Genomic DNA, 23,184 nt, shown 5'->3' with positions numbered 1-23,184 from the left:
GAGGGAGCGGCCAGGATGGAACCCATGTACGACATCCCCGCCCCCATGCTCGCGAAGTCCGTCCCCGCTGTGCCGGCCGCCGACCGGGTCGAGGGCGGGCTGTCGTACGAGCCCAAGTGGGACGGATTCCGCGCCCTCGTCGCCTGGGACGGCACGGAGGTCGAGATCGGATCCCGCGGCTCGAAGCCCCTGACCCGGTACTTCCCCGAGCTCGTCGACGCGTTCTCGCGACTGCTCCCCGAGCCGTGCCTGCTGGACGGCGAGATCGTCGTCGCGGTCGGAGAGCCGGGGGCGCAGCGGCTGGACTGGCCGGCTCTCTCACAGCGCATCCACCCCGCGGCGTCGCGCGTGACGATGCTCAGCGAGACCACGCCGGCGATGTTCATCGCGTTCGACCTCCTCGCGCGCGGCGACGCCCTGCTCCACGACGAGCCCTTCCGGGTCCGTCGCGCACAGCTCGAGGACCTGCTGGCGGGCGTGCCGCACCCCGTCCACCTCACCCGCACGACCGGCGACGCCGACCTCGCGGCGCGCTGGCTGGCGGAGTTCGAGGGGGCCGGGCTCGACGGCGTCGTCGCCAAGCCGCTCGCCCTCCCCTACGCGCCCGGCAAACGGACGATGTTCAAGATCAAGCACGCGCGCACGACCGACGTCGTCGCCGTCGGCTACCGCGTGCACAAGAGCGGTCGGGGCGTCGGGTCGCTGCTGGTCGGCCTGTACGGACCCGACGGGGTCATCCGCAACGTCGGCGGCGTCGCCGCGTGGAGCGACGCGCGCCGGCTGGAGCTCGTCGAGGAGCTCGCGCCGCTCGTGGAACGCGACGACGAGGGCGACGCCGTCGTCGGCGAGACCGACCGGTCGCGCTTCTCGTCGTCGAAGGACGTGTCGTTCGTGCGGCTGCGACCCGAGCGCGTCCTCGAGGTGCGCTACGACCAGCTGGAGGGCGACCGCTTCCGCCACACCGTGCAGTTCGAGCGCTGGCGGCCCGACCGCGACGCCCGCTCGTGCACGTACGAGCAGCTGGAGGCGGTCGCCTCGTACGATCTCGGCGACGTCCTCGACTGAGCCCCCGCGGCGCGCACCCGAGGGCGAGACGTGCACAGAAACGGGCCCGTGTCGGCGCCGGACTCCGGCGGCCGGACACACGGGCCCGAGATCTGTGAAGCCATCGGGGGGGCTCCGGCTTCGTGTCACCGACGTTACGCGCGCCGCGGGCCGGCGCGACGCCCGCCCGGCCGTGACAAATCCGTGCGACGTGCGGCGGATTTGTCACGGTGCACGCCGGGCGCCGGGGTGCCAGGATCGAGGCATGGCCGATGCCCCGGGCGCTGCGGACCCCGACCCCACGCACACGGCGGAGCTGCGTCTCGAGCCGATCGGCTTCATCGCGCGCACCGACGCCGTCATGCGACTCGGCGCCCTCATGCTCGGCGCCGGCGCGTCGTCGGCGCGGGTCAGCGACAGCATGTCGAGGGCAGCTCAGGCGGTCGGCATCGAGGAGCTGCATTCCCGGGTCGGCATGAAGGACATCGTCTCGACCGCCAGCCGCGGCCAGATGTTCCGCACGCGGGTCGCCGAGATCCGCACTCCGGCGGTCGACGCCGACCGGCTGACGGCGCTGAAGCGGCTGACCAACCGGCTCCGGCCGGGAATGACCGCGGTTGAGCTCCAGGCCGAGCTGGACGCCGTCGAGCGGATGCCCCGGCGCTACGGCGACCCGCTGCGGATCCTCGCCGCCGCGCTCGCCTGCGCGGCGTTCGCCCTGCTCAACAACGGCGGGTGGCAGGAGTTCGTGGCCGTCGGCGTCGCGGCCGGCACCGGACAGGCGGTGCGGATGGCCATCCACCGGCTGCGGACGAACGAGTTCCTCGTGGTGTTCGCCTCCGCCGCCACGGCGCTCCTGGTCTACCTGCTCGTCGCGCAGGTGTTCACCCTGGTCGGTCTCCCCGGCGGGCAGCACGATGCGGCCCTCACGAGCGCGGTGCTGTTCCTCGTGCCCGGGTTCCCGCTGGTCACCGGCGCGCTCGACCTCGCGCGCCTCGACCTCAACTCCGGCATCGCCCGCGTGACGTACGCGGTGCTGATCCTGCTGGCGACCGGCACCGCGGTGTGGGGGGTCGCGGCGGTCTTCGACGCGACCGTCACCCAGACGGCGAGTCCGGCCTTCGCCGAGCCGCTGCTGTCGCTCGTGCGGTTCATGGCGGGGATCGTCGGCGTCGTCGGCTTCGCCGTCCTCTTCTCCACGCCCGCCGCGATCGCCCTGGCGGCGGCGCTGCTCGGCTCGGCCGCCAACGTCGGCCGGCTGGCCCTGGTCGATGCCGGCGTGATGCCCGCCGTCGCGGCCGCCGCCGCCGCGCTGGCCGTCGGACTCGGCGCGTACCTCGTGGGCGATCGCCTCCGCGCACCGCGGGTGACCCTCACCGTGCCGGCGGTGCTCATCATGGTGCCCGGCGCCGCGGCGTACCGGTCGATCGCCGGGGTGATCGACGGCGACACCCTCGCCGCCATCCAGAACGGCATGCAGGCGGTCTTCGTCGTGGTCGCCCTGGCGATCGGCCTCACCGTGGCCCGCGTGCTCACCGAACGGGAGTGGCAGCTTCCCGCTCGCTGACGCACACCGCTCCCGAAAGGGCGGCACTCGTCGTCGCCACGGCTGCCGTGAGGCGGCAACGACCGCCATGCTCTCGCCAGCCGTGCCGGAAGGGTGGCACTCGTTGTCGGGACGACGGCGGGGAGCCGACAACGACTGTCAGCTCCCTGCGACGGGGCCGCGTCGTCTACGGTCGAACCCATGGGCCTCTTCGACCTCTTCCGCTCCTCCCCGCAGACCGTCCGCGTCGACACCCCCGTCGGCGCCGCGCCGCTGCGGGTCTCCGCCCCCGGCAAACCCTGGAGCCTGTGGTCCGACGGGCTCGGCACGTTCGCGATCCGCTCGCTGCAGGTGATGATCGTCGCCGCGATCACGGCCGCCGTCATCATCGGCATCCAGCAGATCACCGTGGTCACGATCCCGCTGGTGCTCGCGCTCATCTTCGCGTCCGCCTTCGCCCCGGTCATGACCTGGCTGCGGGCCCGCGGCGTGCCCTCGATCGTCGCCACGCTGCTCGCGCTCTTCGCGATCCTCCTCCTCCTCGGTGCCGTGTCGTGGCTGATCGTCTGGGCCGTCCGCGACCAGTGGGACGAGCTGTACAGCCGGGCCCAGCAGGGTTTCGACGACCTCATGGCGTGGGTCGGGACGCTCCCCTTCGACATCGACCAGGGACAGATCGACGAATGGGTCGCGACCCTCACCGACTTCGTCACGAGCGCCCAGTTCGGCTCGGGCGCGCTCGCCGGCGTCGGCGCGGTCGCCAACTTCGTCACCGGCCTCGTGCTGATGGTCGTCATGCTGTTCTTCTTCCTGAAGGACGGACCGCAGATGTGGGCGTTCGTGCTGCGGCCGTTCCGCGGCGAGCAGTACGAGCGCGCGGTGCGCATCGGCGACAAGACGGTGTCGACGCTCGGCTCCTACGTGCGCGGCACGGCCACGGTCGCCGCCGTCGACGCCCTCGGCATCCTGGTGGGTCTGCTGATCCTCCAGGTGCCGCTGGCCATCCCGCTCGCCGTGCTCGTCTTCCTGCTGGCGTTCATCCCGATCGTCGGCGCCACTGTCGCCGGCATCCTGGCCGCCCTCGTGGCGCTCGTCGCCAACGGCTGGGTGATCGCCCTGATCGTCGTCGGCGTGGTCGTGCTCGTCAACCAGCTCGAGGGCAACTTCCTCCAGCCGTTCCTCATGGGTCGCACGATGAAGCTCCACGCCTTCGTCGTCCTCATCGCGCTGACCATCGGCACCGTCCTCAGCGGCATCATCGGCGCCGTGCTCGCCGTCCCGATCGCCGCGGTCGCCTGGGGCATCGTCCAGGTGTGGGACGGCCCCGACCTCCCCGCACGGTGGGCGCGGCCGAAGCACCGCGAGGTCGAACGCGAGGTGCAGCGGGAGCTGCAGCGCGAGCTGCAGCGCGAGCTGCGTCGCGAGAACGGCTGACGAGGCTCAGGCGTCCGGAGACTTCGCGCGACTGGGCTGTACGCGCGGAGGCTCCCCGGGCATCTTGGGGAACTCGGGCGGGAACGGGAGCTCTCCGAGCCCGGCGGCGAGGTCGCGCTCCCACCACTCCAGCAGGGTGTCGATGCGCCCCGGGGACTCCTGCAGCCCCTCCCAGGGGTCGCCGATCTCGGCCAGGCGCGCCGGCACGGTCCTCACCGTGAACGCGGCGGGGTCGACGCCCGCGGCCAGCTCCTCCCACGTGATGGGGGTGGCCACGGTCGCCTGCGGCAGCGCCCGGGCGCTGTACGCGCCCGCCATGGTGCGATCGCGGTTCGCCTGGTTGAAGTCGATGAAGATGCGCTCGCCCCGCTCCTCCTTCCACCAGTTGGTGGTGACCTTGTCGGGCATCCGCCGCTCCAGCTCACGCCCGGCGGCGATGACGGCGTGACGGACATCGAGGAACTCGTGCGTGGGCTCGATGGGGCAGAAGACGTGGATACCGCGGTTGCCGCTCGTCTTCAGCCACGCCTCCAGCCCGGCGTCGCGGAGCACCTCGCGAAGAGCCGGAGCCACCGCCGCCGCGTCGGCGAAATCGGTTCCCGGCTGCGGATCGAGGTCGATCCGCAGTTCCACGGGATCGTCGGTGTCCGATGCGAGCGAGGCCCACGGGTGGAAGACGACCGTGTTCATCTGCACCGCCCACACGATCGCCGCCGCCTCGTCGAGCACCACCTGCGGGTGCCGCCGGCCGCTGTTGTAGGTGCACATGACCTGGTGCACGTAGTCCGGCGCCCCCTTCGGCGGGTTCTTCGAGAAGAACCGCTCGCCGTCTACGGTGTCGGGGAACCGCTCCAGCGAGACCGGCCGATGACCGTTGGCGCGCAGGAAGGGCTCGGCGACCGCGATAACGTACTCCGCCAGCTCGTGCTTGGTGATCCCGACCTCTGGCCAGATGATCCGATTGGGGCTCGACAGCGACACGTCCCGGTCGCCGACGGTCAGGGTGATCCGCTCTGAGGCCATGGCACGACCCTAGATGGTGGGCCGCGCCGGCGACAGCCCGGCTCAGCCGGCGAGCGCGATGACGGGGGCGAGCTCGGTGCGGCCGAGCTCGATCCAGGGCCCGGCCGGGTCGACGACGACCCCCGTGATGCCCTCGTCGGACGCCAGCGCCTTCGCGAGCTGCTCGCCGGTCAGCGGGAGCGGACGGTCGCCGCGGCCGAGCGCGATCACCTCGAGCGGGTGGGAGAACACCTCGAGGCGCCGCCGCCCGTCGGAGCTCCGGGCCTCGGCGAGCCCGATCCTGCCGGACGGGTCGGAGTTCCCCGCGACCCAGATCTTCACGCGCGTGAGGGCCTCCGCCACGTCGATGGGCGTCTTGTCGGTGCGCTCGCTGACCAGCAGCGTCTTGAGAGTGAAGGCGGGATCGCCCTCCTCCAGTGCCTTGGCGATCAGCTCGGCGGGGAGGATGAGGCGGGCACCGGGTGTCGCGTGGTCGAGGAACAGTCCGGCGTACGGACCGGCGACGACGTTCTGGAACACCGTCGATGCGAGCTGCCCGACCGCGGAGGTCGCCGCGTCGCCGTCGGCGCGCACCGAGTCCTGCAGGGCGGAGCCGCCGCTGAAGGCCAGGAGGAAGCGCTTGTCCTCGATGACCGTCACCGCCAGGGTGAGCCCCTGACCGTCGGCGATGAGCGCCTTCGCATCGCCCTGCACGCGCACGTACAGATGACCCTGCAGGGCCTGGCGCATGACATTCATGACGTCGGTGTTCTGGGGCTTGTCGGGCAGCGCGGCGAGCGCCTGCTTCACTACGGCGTTGTCGGGGAGTCCCGGCACCGTCTGCGTGCGCTCGGGCGGCTGAGCGGCGGGTCGCGTGGTCGCCGGCACGGCGGCCGCCCTGCCGTACGTCGAGAAGGAGATGCCCACCTCGGGGACGATCTCCTCCGGCAGGGTGACGGCGGCCGGCTCCTGCTGCGTCTCCTGCTCCTGCTCCTGCTCGACCGGGTCGTGCTCGTCGGAGGCGCCACGACGCGAGAACAGTGCCATGGGGAAAGCCTATGTCAGCCGCCGAACGGCCGACGCCGCACCCGGTCGGTCCGGATCCGCTCGGGTGGCGCGGCGTTCGGACGGGTCCGGCGGGCTCAGGCCGGGACCATCCGCCTCAGCGCAGGGACGCTCGATATCCGGCCTGCCTCGCGGCCTCCTCGGTCGCGAAGCACTCCTCGGGATGGGTGTCGTCGTAGTACTGCCCGCCCGGGACGTGATAGATCCAGTCCGTCGTGTGACGGGTGGTCTGGTTCCCCTTGATCGGATACCCCGACGGACACGTCGTCTCCGTCGCGGGCTGCGCCTTCCCCGATCTGACGGCGCTCGACGCCGCGGATACCCGCGAGACGCCGGCGTAGCCCGCCAGCCGACCGGTCACCTTCACGGAGACCCGCTTGCCGATGTGCGCGCGGGTCAGCGTGAGAGTGCGGCCGGTGGCTCCCGACAGCGCCCGTCCGTCCGCGTACCACTGGTAGGTGAACGACGTGCCGGGGGTCCAGGAGCCCGTCTTCGCCGACACGGTCACCGTCGCGATGGCGCGGCCGCTCACGGTGGGAGCTGACGTGGCGAGCACCTTCGCGGTCGCCCTCGAGGTCTTCGCCACCGTCGCGTACCCGGACTTCCGGCCTGTCACGGTGACGGTGATGCGCGCGCCCCGCTGCGCCCGGGTGATCGTGAACGTCGTTCCCGTGGCCTTCCGGATGGCCGTGCCGTTCGCGTACCACTGGAACGACAGGCGCGCGCCGGTGGTCCAGCTTCCCGGCTTCACAGAGAGCTTCTTGCCGATCTGCACGGTGCCCGAGATTTTCGGCGTGCCCGCCGTCATGACCCTCGCGGTCGCCCTCGAGACCTTCACGACGGTCGTGTATCCCGGCTTCGCGCCTGCCACCCTGACGGAGATGACCGCACCGCGCTGCACGGTCGTGAGCGTCAGGGTGGCGGAGTCCGCGCCGGAGATGGGCCTGCCGTCGGCGAGCCAGCGATACCTGAAGGAGGTGCCGCTCGCCCAGGAGCCCGGCTTCGCGGTCAGCTTCGACCCGACCGCGGCGGTTCCCGCGATGGTCGGGGCAGCGGCAGTCAGCACCCCCGCGATCACGGCCTTCGTCGCCGGTGAGGTCTTCGTGGTGGCGGTGAAGCCGGCCTGGGATGCCGTGACCCGCACGGTGATCGCCTTCCCGAGCTGCGCGGCGGACAGGGTCAGCGTCCGCGTGGTCGCACCGGAGATGGCCGCGCCGCCCGCCAGCCACTGGTACGCGTGGGTCGGCGTGCCGCCGGCGTGCGCGGCGGGGGCGGGCGCCGTGAGCGTTCGCCCGACCTGCGCCACGCCCGTGATCGTCGGCACGGCCAGCGGCACGGGCGTCGGAGTCGGCGCCGGAGTAGGAGTAGGAGTAGGCGTCGGAGTAGGAGTGGGCGTCGGCGTGGGCGTCGGCGTGGGCGTCGGCGTCGGCGTCGGCGTCGGCGTCGGAGACGGCGTCGGCGTCGGAGTGGGCGTCGGAGACGGAGCGACGACCGGCGGGGCGAGGAGGGCGGCGAGCGACGCCGGAGCCAGTCCCGGCTGGACCGCGACGGCTGTGGCCGCCGCCGCCGTCGCGGCGTCCTTCCACCACTCCGCGAGGTACTGTCCGGGCCGAGCCGTCTCGCCGAACGCGACCTTGTAGGTGCCGCGCGGCAGCCCGCGCACGGAGAACGTGCCGCCGGACGCCGTGGTCATCCCGCCCGCGGCCCGCAGCCCGTCGGAGGTCACTCGGTAGACGGCCACCGAGACGCCGGCGAGCGGGGTGCCGCCGGTGCCCGAGACCGTGCCGGACACGGCCTCGCCGAGGAGTGTGACGCCCGCTTCGATCGTCGTCGCACCGCTCACCGTCAGCGCGGCGCTGGACGGGCACGTGGCAGCCCCGCCCCGCCAGATCGACGCGTGCGACGTCAGGGCCTCGTCTCCGACGCGGATGCGGTACGCACCCGGCGCCAGCCCGGTGAGCACGTAGGCGCCGGCGTCGTCGGTGCGCGCGGTGACCGTCGCGACGGTGGTCTCGGCGCAGGTATCCGGGAAGGCGTAGACCGGGACGTCTGCGAGCCCGCCGAACGCGTCCTCGACCGTGCCGGCGATGGCCCCACCACGGCTCAGCTGCGCATCGACCCCGGACGCGGAGCGGCTGTTCAGGTCGAGCACGGTCGCACCGCCTCGGTTCGGCGCATCGTCCCACCACTCGCCGCGCAGTCCCGAGTCGAACGGAGCCTCGAACTCGACGACGTACTCGCCCGACGCCAGGCCCCGGACCGCGTAGTCGCCGTTCTCGTCGGTCGTCGCACTGTCGGACGACGTCGGGACGCCCGCTGCGTACACGCGGACCGTCGCCTGTCCCACGCCATCGCCCTCGGGGTCGGTCACACGCCCCGAGACGACGCCGGCCTCTCCCAGCTCGGCGTCCCGGCCCGCGACCGCGTCGCCGGCGGCGACGACGACGGGCTCTGCCGACGCGGGCGTGGAAGCGTCGTTCCAGTACTCCGCCGCGTACGTCGAGGTCGGTTCGAACGAGACGAGGTACGACCCGGGCCAGAGATCGGTGAGTGCGTAGGCGCCGCCGGCATCCGTCGTCGCCGACGTGAACCACGAGAGGCCCTCTCCGGTCTTCCGGTAGGCGACGACCTCGAGGTCGACGATCGGCTGCAGGTCGTCGTCGCCGATCACGGTGCCGGAGATCGATGCCGGCGCGTCGAGGATCGCATCGGCGGTCGCGGTCCCGCCAGCGGTGACGGCGACGCCCGTGGCCTCATCCTCGAGGCGGGCGTTCTCGTACCACTCCGAGAGGAAGCGCTCGGGCTGAGCCGACGCGTTGAAAAAGACGCGGTAGGTGCCGGCGGCGAGGTCGTCGATGCGGTACGCGCCGCTCTCGTCGCTCGTGACCGCGTACGTCGTCGATCCGCCGATGCGTGTCACCTCGATGTCGACGTCCGGCGCGGCGATGCCCGACGCCTGGGTGAGGACGCCGGCGATCGATCCGCCCCCGACCGCGAACGACGCCGGCGCGGCGAGCACTCCGGACAGCGCCATCGCCGCCGCCAGCAGCACGGCCGTCAGCGTCTTCACGCGCGTCGTCGACATCGACTCATCTCCCCCGAGAGTTCGGTCGGGCGAGGCGAACCGGACGGGCACGTGGTCCCGTCCGGTTCTGCCCCGTTTTCCCGTAGAACCGCCGAAGCCCCGTTCGACGGTGGGTCTGGCGAAAGATTAGAGCATTCTCATCGATCGCAACAGGCTCTTCGGGGAAAGCTGAGGGTCGCTCCGTCAGGGAGCACCGTGCCGCGGGCGGTGGCGGAGCATCAGGATGCCGACCACCAGCGCCAGCAACCCGCCGGCGGCGAGTCCCCACGGCGGGCTGCCGCCGGCCTGCGGGAGTGTGCCGGCGACCACGCGGAGGTCGATGCGCACGACCTCGGCGCCGTCGACCTCGGCGACCACGGCGTGCACCCCGACCGCCGCGTCCGAAGGGATCCGGACGGTGATCGCGAACGCGCCCGCAGCATCCGCGCGCGCCGTTGCGAGGTGCACCGGCGCGGACCTCAGGCTGAGATCGATGGACGCGCCCGGGCCGAACCCCGCGCCCGACACCCGCACCTGCCCGCCCCGGACCACCGCGCCGCCGGCGAGTTCGAGCGTCGGCAGCGCGGCGACGGCGACCGACACCGGTGCGGTCGACCGGCTGCGCACCGTCGTTCCGGCGTACCCCTCCCGCGTGCCGGTGACCGCCACCGCGATCCGCCGGCCCTTCATCGTGGGGGTGAGCTCCAGGCGGGACGCGGTCGCCCCCGCGATGTGATCACCGTCCATCAGCCACTGGTAGGCGAAGGACACCCCGCGCGGATGCCAGGTCCCGGGTCGCGCGACGAGGGTCTCGCCCACCACGGGCTCACCGACCACCTTCGGCGTCCCCGCTCGCACCGGCGTCAGCGTGCACTCTGCGCTGAGGTCGGCGTTCACGTCCCACGCCTCCGCACCGGGCGCGAGATCCGTGGCGTGCGCGTCTGCGAGCGACGGGACGTCGTCGAAGTACTCGGGGCAGTGGCCCTCGGCGAAGAACCCGACCGCGTAGCGCCCGGGCGGCAGGTACACCCCCTCGACATCGCCGGGCGGGTCGGCGAACGAGAAGTCGCGCCACGTCGAGGTGCGGGCCACCTCCTCCCACCGGCTCCCCACCCGCACGTAGGCGACGACCTCGACGGGGGCTGCGAGCTCGCCTTCCGCGGTCACCGTGCCGCTCAGATCGACCCCCACGCGCAGATCGAAGTCGACGCCTGCCCGCTTGGTCCCGCCCGCGAGCGTGAGCGTCGTCGCGGCGCTCGGCGCATCGGCGCGGTCGTAGAACTGGAGGGCGCCCCGAGCCGCGCCGACGGCCGGGCGCACCGATGCGACGTACCTGCCGGGCATGACCTTGCCGACCCGGAAGGCACCGTCGAGGCCGACGACCGTGCTCGCGTCGGCGCCGCCGTCCACCGCGTCGAGCATCACCGTCCCGCCGTCCGTCCATGTCGCACCGTCCCTGCGGACGACGCCGGAGACGATCGCCGCAGCGGGAAGTGCGGCGTCGATCCCCGGGGTCTCGGCGCCCGCCGTCACCGTCACGGGCTCGGCGGCACCCCGGTCGAGGGCGTCGGGCCACGTCACGTCGAGCAGGCCCTCGTCGTCGGTCCAGAACTCCACGAAGTGACGGCCGGGAACGACCCCCACGAGCGTGTAGGTGCCGTCGGCGCCCGATGTCGTGGAGAACCCCATCGTGTGATCCTCGGGCTGGAAGTGCACCGTCGCGCCGGCGACCGGGTGCCCGTTGCCGGCCCGGGTCACGACGCCGGAGATCGAGCCGGTGGCCTCAAGGCTGGCGTCGATCCCGGAGACCGCCCCACCCGCCGGCACCTCGACGGGCGTCGCGAGGTCGGGCGCGCGCACGCCGTCCCAGTACTCGTGGGCGAGCTCCGGCGGCCGGTCGTCGACGATCGGCGGTGAGAACTCGAGGATGTACGCACCGGCGGCCAGACCCGCGATCGTGTAGCGGCCGTCCGCGCCCGTCTCCGCGGTCGCGGCGCCAGCGTCGCCGTCCGCGTACACCGTCACCCCGGCCACCGGGGTCCCGTCGGCGGCACGCGTCACCGTCCCCGAGAGGCTGGCGTCACCGGCGGGCGCGGCGGAGGCGACCGACGTCGCCGCGGGCGTCAGCACCGCGGCCGACCCGATGACAGCGAGAGCGACGGCGACCACCCTGCGAAACGATGCGTGCACCGCGACGGACCCCCGGCATGCGGGTGCGCGGCTCCGCTGCCGCGCACGACACCCTCTTTCTAGCGCGGATGAGCTCCCGCGTCACCCCCGGCGCGGCGCGCCACCCGCTACAGCTTCGTGATCGGGGCGATCTTGATGAGGAGCTTCTTCGGTCCTGCCGAATCGAAGCGCACATGGGCGACGCGCTTGGCTCCCTCGCCCGTCACCATGTCGACGCGTCCCTCGCCGAAGTCGTCGTGGCGGATGCGGTCGCCCGGCGCGAGCTCCAGATCGCCGTTGTCTCGGACCTTCGCGGGGATGCGGTTGGCGAACTTGGCGATGTCGCCGGCCGGCTTGTCGCGACGAGGCAGCGGGACGAGGTCGTCGCCGTAGCGGTTGGCGCTGCCGCCCCCGGGACGGCGCGCGTTGAGCGCGCGCGACTGCATGCCGCCGCGGGAGTTGACGTCTCCGGGCGACTGGCGCCAGTCGATGAGCTCGTGCGGGATCTCCTGCAGGAAGCGGCTGGGCATCGCGACCGACACCTCGCCGAACTGCGCACGCGTCATCGCCAGCGACAGGTGCAGCTTCTTGCGGGCGCGGGTGAGTGCCACGTAGAACAGCCGCCGCTCCTCCTGCGGGCCCCCGGGCTCCCCCGCCGAGATCCGGTGCGGGATGAGGTCCTCCTCGACCCCGGTCACGAACACCGCGTCGTACTCGAGGCCCTTGGCGGTGTGCATCGTCATGAGCGACACGGTGCCCGACGCGTCGTCGAGGTCGTCGGCATCGGACACGAGCGCGACCTCGGTGAGGAAGTCGAGGATCGTGCCCTCGGGGTTGTTGCGGGCGAACTCGCGCGTGACGGCGAGGAACTCGTCGAGGTTCTCGACCCGCGCCTCGTCCTGCGGATCCTTCGAGATGCGCAGGGCGTCGTAGTAGCCGCTCTTGTTGAGCAGGAGCGAGAGCCCTTCGGTGACGGAGGTCGACGGCGCCACCTCGCCCGAAGACGGCAGCATGACCTCGGCCGCCTCGCTCAGCACGGCGTCGAGCCGCGCGATCGCCTGCTGGATCTTCGGCCCGACACCGAGCGCCGAGGCGTTCGCCAGAGCGTCGCGGAAGGTGATGCCCTCTTCTGCCGCGTACCGGGAGATCGACGTCTCGGTCACGTCGCCGATGCCGCGGCGCGGCTTGTTGAGGATGCGGCGCACCGCGAGCTCGTCGGCGGGGTTGGCGACCGCGACGAGGTACGCCAGCGCGTCCTTGATCTCGGCGCGGTCGTAGAACTTCGTGCCGCCCATGATCTTGTACGGCACCGCCGAGCGGATGAGGATCTCCTCCAGCGCACGGGACTGCGAGTTGGTGCGGTAGAAGACCGCCATCTGGCCGTACGGGAGCCCGGCGCGGTGCAGCGCCTCGACCTCGTCGGCGACGAACTGCGCCTCGTCGTGCTGCGAGTAGCCCGTGAAGCCGATGATGGGGTCCCCGGCCCCCACGTCGGTCCACAGCTTCTTGTCCTTGCGGTCGAAGTTGTTGCTGATGACCGCGTTGGCCGCCGAGAGGATGTTCTGCGTCGACCGGTAGTTCTGCTCCAGCAGCACCACCCGCGCGCCCGGGAAGTCCCGCTCGAACTCCGAGATGTTGCGGATGTCGGCGCCGCGGAACGCGTAGATCGACTGGTCGGAGTCGCCGACCACGGTGAGCGAGGCGCCCTCGAGCTCGGGGGCGTCGACGGGGTCGAAGATCATCATCCCGCCGGACTCGAAGGCGTCGGCGGCCTTGCCGACCACGGGGCGGGTGAGCTCGTGGATCAGCGAGTACTGCGCGTGGTTGGTGTCCTGGTACTCGTCGACGAGGATGTGCCGGAAGCGGCGACGGTACACGTCGGCGACGTGGGGGAACGCGCGGAACAGGTAGACGGTCTGCCCGATGAGATCGTCGAAGTCGAAGGCGTTCGCCTTCTGCAGCGCGCGCTGGTAGTCGCTGAAGATCTCGGCGAACAGCCGCTCGGCCGGGTCGCTGAGATTCGCCTGGCGGGCGAACGACTCGGCGTCGGCCAGCTCGTTCTTCAGCTTGGAGATGCGCCCCTGCACCGAGGCGGGGGTGAGGCCGAAGGCGTCGGCCTCGTGCTCCTTGACCAGACGCTTGATGAGCGCGCGGGAGTCGGCGGAGTCGTAGATCGTGAAGTTCTTGGTGAAGCCGAACTGCTGGGCCTCGCGGCGGAGGATCCGCACGCACGCCGAGTGGAACGTGGAGATCCACATGCCCTGCGCCGCCTCGCCGACGAGGTGCTGCACGCGCTCGCGCATCTCCCCGGCGGCCTTGTTGGTGAAGGTGATCGCGAGGATCTGGCTCGGCCAGGCCTCACGGTTGCGCAGGAGCGAGGCGATGCGATGCGTGAGCACGCGCGTCTTGCCCGAGCCCGCGCCGGCGACGATCAGCAGCGCGTTCCCGCGGTAGGTGACCGCCTCGAGCTGGGGCGGGTTGAGGCCCTCGAGCAGGTCCTGATCGGCGCGGACGCCGGACGTGCCCCCGGTGCCCGGGCGCGGGGCGCCACCTCCGACGATGACGGGCTTGATCGGGTTGCTCATGACCTGTCAAGTCTAGGCTCGCGCCCCGACACCGGACCGGTCGTCAGCGGCGGGAAGGGCGGCGATGCCCGCGCGAGACGCCGGATGCCGCCGAGCGGGCGCCCCGGGCGCCGCCGGCGCCACCACCGGAAGCGCGAAGGCGACCGCCAGTGCCAGCGGCCAGGCGACGCCGCCGGCGGCCCATACGCTCCCGGATGCCACGACCGCCCCGCCCGCGAGGAGCGGCACGACGAGCAGCTCCGCGCGGAAGAGGTCGATGCGCTGGCGCACGCCGAGCGACACTGCACGCTTGGGCGTGACCCGGAACACCGCGCGCCGGCCGAGGAGGCCGCCCACGACGGCCGCGACGACGACGAACATCGTGGAGGCGTACAAGGCGCCCGCCACGATCGCGAAAGCGATGCCCGCGGCGAGCCTGCGCGACCGTGCACGCCGTACCGCCTCGGGCAGGAGGGGCATGAGCCCGCTCAGCGCAGACAGCATCAGTGCCCACAGCGGCGGGACCGACCCGCCCGCCGCGAGTGCCGCTCCGGACACGATCGCGGCCGCCCCGGCGAGCGCCGCGCCCGGGACGAGGGCGGTCTCCCCCATCACGTCGATCGCCTCGCGGACGGGGAGGCCGCGCACGGCGGGTCGCCGCAGGAACTCCACGGCGCCTTCGGCCGTCTTGCGCAGTTGCGTGCGGAACGCGCGGTAGTCCACCGGGAAGTCCTCCGTGAAGGCGATGTCCGCGTCGACCAGACGCCAGCCGCGGCGGCGCAGCGCGACGGTCAGGGCGAGGTCTTCCGCGACCACCTCCGGAACTCCTCCGACATCGTCGAGGGCGGCGGCGCGCAGCAGCGCACCGCGCCCGAGGAACGCCGTCACACCGTGGCCGGCGCGGCCGCGACGCGTAACGGTGAGATGCGTGGCGAGCAGCGGACCGAAGTATCGTGCGAACTCGCTCCGGCCCGGGGCGGCGACCGGCGTGGCCTGGGCCACGGCGACCGCGGGATCGGCGAGCTCCGCCGCGCATGCGCGCACGAACCCGGGCAAGAGCACGACGTCGCTGTCGCACACGGCGTACGCGTCGTAGCTCCCCCGCAGCACCCGGAGGGCGTGATTGAGGTTGCCGGCCTTGAACCCGGTGCGGTCCGAGCGACGCACGACGCGGCATCCCGACTCCTCCGCGAACCGGTCGATCTGTTCGCGGAGCCGGGGATCGCGCGAGTCGTCGAGGATCACGGTGTCGACGTCGACGTCCTGCCGCATGCTCACCGCCACCGCCGCCGCGTCGAAGTCGTCGGCGACGCAGAAGAGCAGGGCGACGCGCAGGGGCGCGGGATCGTGCTGCGGAGCGTCCGCGGGACGGGGCCGCTGCCGCACGGACCGCACCCACAGCGCGGCGGCGCGCGTCCCCGTCGCCCACAGGATCGACGTCGCGACGGCGAAGGCGGCGGCCGCGATCGTGCCCGTCGACCACGCCCACACCGTCAGCGGGGCGACCGCCGCCAGCCAGCACACGAGCGGAAGGAATGCGGACAGGGCGACCCTCGGTGAGCTCATGCACAGGAGTCTTCCGACACCCGGGGCACGACAGCATCCGGGTTGCCCCTGGCCGTTCCCTGGGCTACGACCAGGGCGTCACGGTCAGAGCAGGCGGCGCTCCGACGCCCACACGGTGAGCTCGTGCCGCGACGACAGCTGCAGCTTGCGCAGCACCGACGAGACATGCGTCTCGACCGTCTTGATGGAGATGAACAGCTCCGTGGCGACCTCCTTGTAGGCGTAGCCCCGGGCGATCAGCCGCATCACCTCCTGCTCGCGCGCCGACAGCCGGTCGAGCTCGTCGTCGACGACGGCGGTCTCGCCCGCGACGGCGCCGAACGCATCGAGCACGAAGCCCGCCAGCCGCGGCGAGAACACGGCGTCGCCCCCGGCGACAGCGTGCACCGCGCGGCTCACCTCCCCGCCGGACGAGCCCTTCGTGATGTAGCCGCGGGCACCGGCGCGGATGACCCGCACGACATCCTCCGCGGCGTCCGACACGCTGAGCGCGAGGAAGCGGGATGCGGTCGGTGCGGAGCCCCGGATGACCGCTTCGCCGCCCGAGGCCTCCGCTACGCCCGAGGCCCCCGGAAGGTGGACATCGAGCAGCACGACATCGGGGACGGTGGCCGCGATCACCGCGATCGCCGTGGCGACATCGGCGGCCTCGCCCACGACGTCGACCGACGGGTCGAGGTCGGCCCGCAGACCCGACCGGAAGATGGAGTGATCGTCGACGATCACGACGCGCAGCGACTCACCCATGACGCCCCTGCCCGCTGGAGGCTCGTCCAGGACCGGGCGCGTACCGGAGGTGCACCTCGGTACCCGTGCCGCCGCCGCCCGGTCGGATGGTGGCCGAGCCGCCGATGCGCCGCATCCGTCCGATGATCGACTCGCGCACTCCCAGCCGATCGGCCGGGACGGCGTCGGGATCGAACCCGGGACCGCGGTCGCGCACGTACACGTCGACGGATGCCGCGGTGCCCTCCAGGTACACGGAGATCTCGCCGCCGGCGTGCCGCGCCGCGTTCAGGATCGCCTCCCGCGCCGCCGCCGCGACCTCGCCGCTCGCGCGCTCGTCGGAGGCCCCCGCGGAGACGACATCGATGCGCACCGGGAAGTCGAGTTCCAGCGCGCCCGCGTAGTCGCGCAGGTCGGTGGGCAGGTCGCTGTCGGCGGGAGCGTCGCCGTCGTACAGCCACGCACGCAGTTCGCGTTCCTGCGCGCGGGCCAGCCGGGCCGCCTCACTGGATGCGCCGGCACGGTTCTGGATGAGCGCGAGGGTCTGCAGCACCGAATCGTGCAGATGCGCGGCCATCTCGGCACGCTGCTCCTCACGGATGCGCTTGACGCGCTCACCGCTGAGATCGCGCCAGCGCTCGATGAGCGTCGTCGACGACACGGCCACGAGCGCCACCAGGGGGATCGCCGTCCGCACCAGCTGCGTCACTCCGCCGCCAGACGCGAGCCGCGACAGCTCCAGAGCGAGGAGCACCGCGAGGAGCACGATCACCGCAGCCCGGACGACGAGGGCATGGCGGATGCCGCGCGCCGGGTCGGCGCGATCCACGAGTGCCGCCCACATCCCCGCGGTCATCGCGAAAGCGACGGCCGTGACCAGGAGGAGCATCGCCGCGACGGCATCCGGTCCGCCGTACCCTCCCCAGACGCTCCATGCCCACGGGTCGAGGGAGAGGGGCACGAAGGTGAGCGCGAGCGCCGTCGACGCCGAGGTCAGCAGCCAGGCGACGGGTGCGCGCCGCGTCGGCGAAGCCTCGCCCGCCGCCCACGGCATGAACGCCCAGCACCAGAGGTACAGCAGCACCCCCGCACCGAGCATGCCGGCGGTCACGACGAAGAAGGCGCGCACCGCCCACACCGGGGCGCCGAGGTGAACGGCCACTCCCTCCGCGACCCCGGCCACCAGGCATTCGCGGGGCCGCACGAGAGGCGGCCGCGGCGGCGCGGCGGCCACCGGACGCGCGGGACGCGGCGGGCGTGCAGGGCGCGGCGGGCGGGCCGCGCCGATCGACGGCGACCCCGTGCCGGGCCGAGCCCCGATGGGGGCGGAGGAGGACATGCCGTCATCCAATCACCCGCACCCGCGCCCGCGGTACGCCCGGCGCGCACAATCAGGGGGCGCTCAGGGGTTCACCCCATGGCCGGCCACCACCGCGCCGGGGAGGATCGAGACATGACCACCGCGCCCCCGATCGATCCCGGCCCGCCGCCGGCCGCACCGACGACGACATACCGATCGGACGGGTTCTTCTCCTGGACCGCTGGGCTCGGCCTCGTGCGCGGTGAGGGCTGGATCGGCGGCGTGGCCGCGGGTGTCGCGGCGCGCCTGCGCATCGATCCGCTGATCGTGCGCGGCATCCTCCTCGTCATCGGCCTGTTCGGCTTCCCCGTCCTCTTGCTCTACGGCGTCGCCTGGGCGCTCCTGCCCGACCTCGACGGGCGCATTCCGCTGCAGGAGGCCGTCCGCGGCAGATTCGCCGCGTCGCAGATCGGAGCGGGTCTGTTCGTGCTCGCCGGTTTCGTCCCGTTCCCGGTTCTCATGTGGGGCGGCTCGTTCGGCCTCGTCTCCGTCGCCTGGGTCTCCGCGCTCGGCTTCGTCCTCTTCGTCGGCGTCCTCCTCGCCGGCGGCCTCCTCCTCCTGATCGTGCGTGCCGCGCGCCGCACCCCGGGCGAACCCGATCTGCGAACGGCTTCCGCAGCATCCGACACGCCCGGTCCGTCTGCCGACGAGTCCGGCCGGGAACCGGACGACGTCGCGGACTCGCGGGGGGTGGATGCCCTCGCCACCGGCGACACGGCATCCCTCCCCGCACCTCTCGACGACGGTGGCGGTGCTCCCGAGGGGCCGCCTGCCGCAGACCTCGCCGCCTGGAAGGAACAGCACGCCGCCTGGAAGGAGCAGGACCAGCAGTGGCGTCAGCAGCAGCAGGATGCCGTCCGCGCCGCACGCGAGGAGGCGCGCCGCGAGCGTCAGGCCCGAGCGACCGCCTTCGCGGCCGAGGCCGCCGAGCGGCGCCGCGTGCGCCGGGCGACCCACCCGCGCACCCCGGCCGCAGCCGTCGTGGTCGCGCTGGGACTGGCGGTCGTCGTGGGCACGGCTGCGGCGCTGACCGAGGGCGGCCCGCTCGCGCCCGCACACGGACTGTTCGTCGCGGCCCTGGTGCTCGCCGCGGGGATGGTCGTCGCGGGGGCGCTGCGACGACGCAGCGGATTCCTCGCGTTCGTCACGCTGCTGGCCCTCGTCGGCGGGGCAGCCGCGACGGCCGTGCCGGCCGCACAGGCGCTGCACCTCGGGAACTACGGCATCTCCAACACGAGCGATCAGCGCTATCCCGCCTCCGCCCCGTTCACGCAGCCGTGGGGCGACCTCAGCGTCTTCCTCGGCGCCACGGGAGACGACAGCACGACCTATATCGACAAGCGTTCGGGTGCGACGTTCGTCACGATCGAGCCGGGTGTCGAGGTGACGCTGGAGGCGACGACGAGCAACGCCGCCCTCTACTACGGCGGGTCGGACGACACGTCCGAAGACCTCACTCGCGCAGCCGGCACGACGACGGAGACCCTCCCCGACGGCCGCCTTCGCTACCGAGCGGTCGTGGCGGCGGGGACCGAGCCGATCACCACGCGCGAGACCATCGTCATCGACCAGGACTCGGGCTACATCGAGCTGTACCTGATCGACACCCCCATCGGAGAAGACCAATGAGCGACGACACCCTTCCCCTCGCGTCGGAACCGCCGGTCGAGACCGGCGACCCGCAGCCGCCGCGTCCTCGCACCCGCTGGGCGGGCATCGTGTGGGGGCTCGCGTTGGGAGCGATCGCCGCGGGGGGAATCTGGCTGAGCTCGGGACTCGACCGGCTCGACGGGCTCTCCGCCTGGCTTCTCGACCTCGATCCCGGCGCCGCGGTGGGCTACGGGCTGCTGACTGTCGGGGGCCTGCTGCTGATCGGCGGACTCGTCGGGCTCCTGCGGCGCGCGCAGGTCGCGGCATCCCGGCGATAATCGAGCCGTGCGCACACTGCTGAACATCATCTGGATCGTCTTCGCCGGCTTCTGGCTGTTCCTCGGCTACGTGCTGGCGGGCGTGCTGCTGTGCATCCCGATCGTCACCATCCCGTGGGCGGTCGCGTCGTTCCGGACGGCCCGCTACGTCATCTGGCCGTTCGGCCGCACGATCGTGAGCAAGCCCACGGCCGGAGTCGGATCGTTCCTCGGCAACGTCATCTGGGTGATCCTCGCCGGCTGGTGGCTCGCCCTGGGCCACCTCGTCAGCGGCATAGCGCTGTGCCTCACGATCATCGGGATCCCGATGGCGATCGCCGACTTCAAGATGATCCCGATCTCCCTCATGCCGCTCGGCAAGGACATCGTCTCCACCCGGGACGGCGCCTTCGCGTGACAGTGCGGCGCGTCGCCGAGGCGTCGTCCGCCCCGCCGTCGGCGTCACACGAGGACTCATGACGGAATCACAGGTCACACATCTGGCGGCTGTCGCAGCCGCGGGTTAGCGTGGGGACGGTTCCTCGGACGGGCGCTCGCTCACAGGGCAGGCGCTCCGAACGAGGTCATCGCGGCGATCCCGGCGGGCCCGGGCACCGGTTCATACCCGGTCGCGTTGCGGGTTCGACTCCCGCCGTCGCGTCCACCGCCCGCTCGCCGGGCTCGGCCTCCACGCGATTGCGGACGCCCCAGAGCGCCAGCTGCGTGCGATCGCTCAGCCCCGTCTTGCGCAGCGCCGACTGCAGCTGGGACTTCACGGTGTGCACCGACACGTGCAGGGCGTCGGCGAGCGCGTCGTTGCTGGTGACGCCCGAGGCGAGGGTCGCCACGATCCTCCGCTCCGCAGCAGTCAGCCCGCTGAGGTCGGACCGCTCCGGAGCGGCCGCGCCCCGTCGTACGAACTCCCGCAGCACGGTGCCGGCGACACGGGAGGACACCACCGCCTCGCCGCGGGCGGCCGCCTGGATCGCCGCCACCAGCTGGTCGGAGTCGTGGCTCTTCAGGAGGTAGCCCACCGCACCGGCGTCCAGGGCGGCGGTGACATAGCCGTCGACGGCGAAGCTCGTCATCACGATGACCGCCACTGGCCGCCCCTCGGTCGCTGCGGTGAGCTCGCGCGTGGCCTCGGCGCCGGTCATGCCGGGCATCTGCATGTCCATCAGCACGACGTCCGCGCTCTCGTGGCGGGCGACCGTCACGGCGTCGGCGCCGTTGGACACCTCGCCGATGACCCGGATACCCGAGGCGGCGTCCAGCTGCAGGCGGAGGCCGCGGCGGACCGACCGGTTGTCGTCGGCGATGAGCACGCGGATCCGAGGGGGCGTCACGGTTCGTCCCTCATCCCGCCGCGGACAGCGGGATGTCGAAGCGGAGATGCCATCCGCCGGAGTCGAGGGCCCGGGTCGACAGGGTCCCCTGGAGCAGTTCGATCCGCTCGGTGATCGCCGGCAGCCCCCACCCCAGGCCGATGCCGGGGATGGGGTCGCCGGCCGCGGTCGGGCCGTTGACCACCGTGGCCCGGAGGGCGTGGCCGGCGACGGCGACCTCGACGTCCACCGGCGCCCCCGGCGCGTGCCGGGCCGCGTTGGTCAGCGCCTCCTGCACGCAGCGGTACGCCGTCGTCGATACCACCGCGGGGAGGTCGTGGAGGGCGCCCTGCTGGCGGAGCTCCACCGGCATGCCCCGGTCGCGCCAGTACGCGACCAGCCCGTCGAGGGCCCGCAGGTCGGGGACGGACGCGGCGGAGTCGTGCGACGTGGCGCGGAGGTCGGCGAGGGCGCCCGCCAGGCTCGCGGCGGCGAAGCGCCCCTCGTCGCGCACCTCTTCGACCAGCTGGAGCGCCTGCTCGGGACGCCCCGGGGCGATCGCCAGCGCCGCGTCGGCGAGCGTGATGAGGCCGGCGAGGTGCTGGCCCGCCACATCGTGCAGCTCCTGTGCGATCCGTGCGCGCTCCTGCCGCTGCGCCTCGGCGACCCGTGCCTCGTGCTCGTCCCGGGCCCGGTCGGCCTCTTCGCGCGCCGCGCGCATCCGCCGCACCCGTCCCGCCCACCAGATGCCCAGCGTCGTCGCCGCCGCCGACGGGGCGACCAGGCTCGCCGCCTCGGCCGACAGCCAGAGGACCGCGACGCCGGGGCTCGTGCCGAGCGAGATCACGAGCGCCAGCAGGCCCCCGAGGATCGTGAGCGAGGTGATCGCGAGCCAGGTCACGGCCAGCCCCGCGGACCGCCGCGTGGCCAGCAGGAACAGGGACAGCGCGATGACGAGGTACATGCCGGTGAGCCAGGTGGGCGCGGCGAGGCCCAGCGCCAGCGAGAGGTGGATCGCGGCCACGACGGCGACGGCCGTCTGCGGGAAGCGGTCGGCGACGCCGAGCACCGCCGCCTGCGCCGCGCACCCGAGCACCAGGAGCGCGATCACCGCGGGCCTCGACAGCGCGAACGGCCACTCCTCGATCCCCTCGGCGAAGGCGGCGAGCGGGGTCGACAGCACCTGGACGGCCGTCGCCACGAACACCGTCAGCGCGAACAGCACGGACGCCCGGGTGTTCCCGAGGATCCGCGTGACGGCGGGATCACGCACCACCGACAGACCCGGCGGGCCCGCGGGCGAGCTCGGAGACGGGTCGGGCGTGGGCATCGCGTCACCTTCCTCGGCGGGCACGATCCTCGCCTGTTGCGTGCGGGGATCGGGCAAGTCCCTCCCCAGGGCGCTTGCCCGATCCCATTGTGCCGGTCGCCCGGCAGAGACCGTCCGGCTCAGTCGCGTCCGGCGGACACCTGTTCCGCCTGCAGGGTGCGGGCCCGGTCCGTCGATCCCCAGACGCCGACGACCTCCCCCTCGTCGCCCACGCTGGCGGCGCCCACTCCCGCGACACCCCAGTTCACGACCTGGTGGGTGACCCCCGGAGCCCCCGCCTCCGAGCTCACCACCCCGCCGATCCCGGGGATCTCCAGGACCAGGCCGTCGGTGAACCGCACCGACGATCCCGCCGGATCGCACGTGCGCGCGGGCCAGCGGTCGACGCCGGAGACCTCCACCGTCGTGCGCGCGCACGAGGGCAGGCCCTCCGACCCCGGCGGCACGGCGACCTGGGGGCCGGCGGCGCAGCCGGTGCTCCCGAGGATCGCGGCGGCGACCGCGGCCGCGGGCACCCACCGTCCGGTCGATCTCATGCCCTCATGCCTACCGGCCGCGCGGACGGCGCCCTGTCACGGGCGACATGCGACCGGGCGCCGGATGGGGCGGCGCGCGGCCGGTCCGGCCCCCGGGCGCCCCGTGCGGACGCGGGTGGGAACATCTACGGCGCCGCGTCGGCCATCGTGCGCAGCGGCGAGGACCCGACCGCCGATTTCACTCGATCGGGTGATGCCCTCTCACCAGCCGTGCTCGTTCAGCCACTCGCGTCGCCGCGCGATCTCGTCGTCCGGCTCGCCGGCATCGGAGGCGTCGTGGGGCTCGAGTCGTCCCGCCTCGTCGAGCACGACGAAGCGCTGGCACCGCTCGCACAGCGCCCGGCCGTGCGGGTAGCCGTCGGCACGCGGGGCAGCCGGCACCGCCGGGCTTCCCGAGCCGTCGCACCGGGCGGGATCGGAGCCGAGGTCGCTCCACATGATCGTGCGATGACGGTGCAGCCCCGCATGGCCGAGCGGGCGTGTGCAACGCCGCCCGCCGGCGCGGTGGCGGCAGAAACGCACCACGGTATCCACGTGACGACGCTA

At 72.9% G+C, this 23,184-nt stretch carries 17 protein-coding genes, 1 tRNA gene and 1 pseudogene; 7 read left to right on the top strand and 12 right to left on the bottom strand.

The genetic code is table 11. The annotated features are described in order from the left end of the window. Positions 1 to 24: 24 nt before the first annotated feature. From QQZ13_RS15295 to QQZ13_RS15285, 3 genes are all read left to right on the top strand, one after another. On the top strand, positions 25 to 1,065 hold the full coding sequence (locus QQZ13_RS15295; RefSeq protein WP_284530340.1) for an ATP-dependent DNA ligase: 1,041 nt from the start codon (positions 25 to 27) through the stop codon (positions 1,063 to 1,065). 244 nt (positions 1,066 to 1,309) lie between these two features. Further along, on the top strand, positions 1,310 to 2,611 hold the full coding sequence (locus tag QQZ13_RS15290) for a threonine/serine exporter ThrE family protein (RefSeq protein ID WP_284530338.1): 1,302 nt from the start codon (positions 1,310 to 1,312) through the stop codon (positions 2,609 to 2,611). Positions 2,612 to 2,791: 180 nt separating this feature from the next. Next, the gene (locus QQZ13_RS15285; RefSeq protein WP_284530336.1) at positions 2,792 to 4,024 is read left to right on the top strand and encodes an AI-2E family transporter; all 1,233 of its coding nucleotides are present in this window, start codon (positions 2,792 to 2,794) and stop codon (positions 4,022 to 4,024) included. 6 nt (positions 4,025 to 4,030) lie between these two features. Here QQZ13_RS15285 and ligD read toward each other — a convergent pair whose 3' ends face one another. From ligD to QQZ13_RS15245, 8 genes are all read right to left on the bottom strand, one after another. Further along, on the bottom strand, positions 4,031 to 5,047 hold the full coding sequence (gene ligD / locus QQZ13_RS15280; protein WP_284530334.1) for a non-homologous end-joining DNA ligase: 1,017 nt from the start codon (positions 5,045 to 5,047) through the stop codon (positions 4,031 to 4,033). A 42-nt stretch (positions 5,048 to 5,089) separates the two neighbouring features. Then, a complete protein-coding gene (locus QQZ13_RS15275; protein ID WP_284530332.1) occupies positions 5,090 to 6,073 on the bottom strand; it encodes an SseB family protein in 984 nt (327 codons plus the stop codon). A 115-nt stretch (positions 6,074 to 6,188) separates the two neighbouring features. Next, positions 6,189 to 9,176 carry a carboxypeptidase regulatory-like domain-containing protein gene (locus tag QQZ13_RS15270; RefSeq protein ID WP_284530331.1) on the bottom strand — a complete coding sequence of 996 codons (2,988 nt, stop codon included), beginning with the start codon at positions 9,174 to 9,176 and terminating at the stop codon, positions 6,189 to 6,191. Between the two features lie 183 nt (positions 9,177 to 9,359). Beyond that, positions 9,360 to 11,324: a collagen binding domain-containing protein gene (locus tag QQZ13_RS15265; protein ID WP_284530329.1), complete on the bottom strand. Its 1,965-nt coding sequence runs from the start codon at positions 11,322 to 11,324 to the stop codon at positions 9,360 to 9,362. Between the two features lie 128 nt (positions 11,325 to 11,452). Beyond that, complete coding sequence (locus tag QQZ13_RS15260; RefSeq protein ID WP_284530328.1) at positions 11,453 to 13,909, bottom strand: ATP-dependent helicase; 2,457 nt, start codon at positions 13,907 to 13,909, stop codon at positions 11,453 to 11,455. Positions 13,910 to 13,921: 12 nt separating this feature from the next. After that, a complete protein-coding gene (locus QQZ13_RS15255; RefSeq protein ID WP_284530327.1) occupies positions 13,922 to 15,454 on the bottom strand; it encodes a glycosyltransferase family 2 protein in 1,533 nt (510 codons plus the stop codon). An 84-nt stretch (positions 15,455 to 15,538) separates the two neighbouring features. Next, on the bottom strand, positions 15,539 to 16,201 hold the full coding sequence (locus QQZ13_RS15250) for a response regulator transcription factor (RefSeq protein WP_284530326.1): 663 nt from the start codon (positions 16,199 to 16,201) through the stop codon (positions 15,539 to 15,541). Beyond that, positions 16,194 to 17,519, bottom strand: a complete 1,326-nt coding sequence (locus tag QQZ13_RS15245) for an ATP-binding protein (RefSeq protein WP_284530325.1) — start codon at positions 17,517 to 17,519, stop codon at positions 16,194 to 16,196. Before QQZ13_RS15245 ends, QQZ13_RS15250 begins: the two co-directional genes overlap by 8 nt. A gap of 114 nt (positions 17,520 to 17,633) precedes the next feature. On the opposite strand from QQZ13_RS15245, the gene QQZ13_RS15240 reads away from it, so the two are divergent. The 4 genes from QQZ13_RS15240 (at position 17,634) to QQZ13_RS15225 (ending at position 20,111) form a co-directional block, all read left to right on the top strand. Continuing rightward, a complete protein-coding gene (locus QQZ13_RS15240; protein ID WP_284530324.1) occupies positions 17,634 to 19,169 on the top strand; it encodes a PspC domain-containing protein in 1,536 nt (511 codons plus the stop codon). Continuing rightward, positions 19,166 to 19,468, top strand: a complete 303-nt coding sequence (locus QQZ13_RS15235; RefSeq protein ID WP_284530323.1) for a hypothetical protein — start codon at positions 19,166 to 19,168, stop codon at positions 19,466 to 19,468. Before QQZ13_RS15240 ends, QQZ13_RS15235 begins: the two co-directional genes overlap by 4 nt. Positions 19,469 to 19,475: 7 nt before the next feature. After that, entirely contained in the window at positions 19,476 to 19,865 is a 390-nt protein-coding gene (locus QQZ13_RS15230) for a YccF domain-containing protein (RefSeq protein WP_284530322.1), read from the top strand. A 170-nt stretch (positions 19,866 to 20,035) separates the two neighbouring features. Then, positions 20,036 to 20,111, top strand: a tRNA-Met gene (locus QQZ13_RS15225). A gap of 58 nt (positions 20,112 to 20,169) precedes the next feature. Here QQZ13_RS15225 and QQZ13_RS15220 read toward each other — a convergent pair. The 4 genes and pseudogenes from QQZ13_RS15220 to QQZ13_RS15205 all read right to left on the bottom strand — a co-directional run. After that, positions 20,170 to 20,772 (bottom strand): annotated as a pseudogene (locus QQZ13_RS15220) (response regulator); the annotation flags it as partial. Between the two features lie 31 nt (positions 20,773 to 20,803). Next, positions 20,804 to 22,102, bottom strand: coding sequence for a histidine kinase (locus tag QQZ13_RS15215; RefSeq protein ID WP_284530321.1), 1,299 nt, complete (start codon positions 22,100 to 22,102; stop codon positions 20,804 to 20,806). A 119-nt stretch (positions 22,103 to 22,221) separates the two neighbouring features. Further along, positions 22,222 to 22,638 carry a hypothetical protein gene (locus QQZ13_RS15210; protein WP_284530319.1) on the bottom strand — a complete coding sequence of 139 codons (417 nt, stop codon included), beginning with the start codon at positions 22,636 to 22,638 and terminating at the stop codon, positions 22,222 to 22,224. 201 nt (positions 22,639 to 22,839) lie between these two features. After that, positions 22,840 to 23,172 carry a hypothetical protein gene (locus QQZ13_RS15205; protein WP_284530318.1) on the bottom strand — a complete coding sequence of 111 codons (333 nt, stop codon included), beginning with the start codon at positions 23,170 to 23,172 and terminating at the stop codon, positions 22,840 to 22,842. Positions 23,173 to 23,184: the final 12 nt, after the last annotated feature.

Origin of the sequence: Microbacterium sp. T2.11-28 (assembly GCF_950097975.1) — a bacterium.
In the GTDB taxonomy this organism is placed as follows: domain Bacteria; phylum Actinomycetota; class Actinomycetes; order Actinomycetales; family Microbacteriaceae; genus Microbacterium.
This window is presented reverse-complemented; position numbering and strand designations above follow the sequence as displayed.

Coding starts and splice junctions, on each gene's coding strand:
- QQZ13_RS15210 (WP_284530319.1), bottom strand. CDS start 22,638: ATGAGATCGACCGGACGGTGGGTGCCCGCGGCCGCGGTCGCCGCCGCG.
- QQZ13_RS15270 (WP_284530331.1), bottom strand. CDS start 9,176: ATGTCGACGACGCGCGTGAAGACGCTGACGGCCGTGCTGCTGGCGGCG.
- QQZ13_RS15295 (WP_284530340.1), top strand. CDS start 25: ATGTACGACATCCCCGCCCCCATGCTCGCGAAGTCCGTCCCCGCTGTG.
- QQZ13_RS15250 (WP_284530326.1), bottom strand. CDS start 16,201: ATGGGTGAGTCGCTGCGCGTCGTGATCGTCGACGATCACTCCATCTTC.
- QQZ13_RS15235 (WP_284530323.1), top strand. CDS start 19,166: ATGAGCGACGACACCCTTCCCCTCGCGTCGGAACCGCCGGTCGAGACC.
- QQZ13_RS15215 (WP_284530321.1), bottom strand. CDS start 22,102: ATGCCCACGCCCGACCCGTCTCCGAGCTCGCCCGCGGGCCCGCCGGGT.
- QQZ13_RS15255 (WP_284530327.1), bottom strand. CDS start 15,454: ATGAGCTCACCGAGGGTCGCCCTGTCCGCATTCCTTCCGCTCGTGTGC.
- ligD (WP_284530334.1), bottom strand. CDS start 5,047: ATGGCCTCAGAGCGGATCACCCTGACCGTCGGCGACCGGGACGTGTCG.
- QQZ13_RS15260 (WP_284530328.1), bottom strand. CDS start 13,909: ATGAGCAACCCGATCAAGCCCGTCATCGTCGGAGGTGGCGCCCCGCGC.
- QQZ13_RS15240 (WP_284530324.1), top strand. CDS start 17,634: ATGACCACCGCGCCCCCGATCGATCCCGGCCCGCCGCCGGCCGCACCG.
- QQZ13_RS15285 (WP_284530336.1), top strand. CDS start 2,792: ATGGGCCTCTTCGACCTCTTCCGCTCCTCCCCGCAGACCGTCCGCGTC.
- QQZ13_RS15275 (WP_284530332.1), bottom strand. CDS start 6,073: ATGGCACTGTTCTCGCGTCGTGGCGCCTCCGACGAGCACGACCCGGTC.
- QQZ13_RS15245 (WP_284530325.1), bottom strand. CDS start 17,519: ATGTCCTCCTCCGCCCCCATCGGGGCTCGGCCCGGCACGGGGTCGCCG.
- QQZ13_RS15290 (WP_284530338.1), top strand. CDS start 1,310: ATGGCCGATGCCCCGGGCGCTGCGGACCCCGACCCCACGCACACGGCG.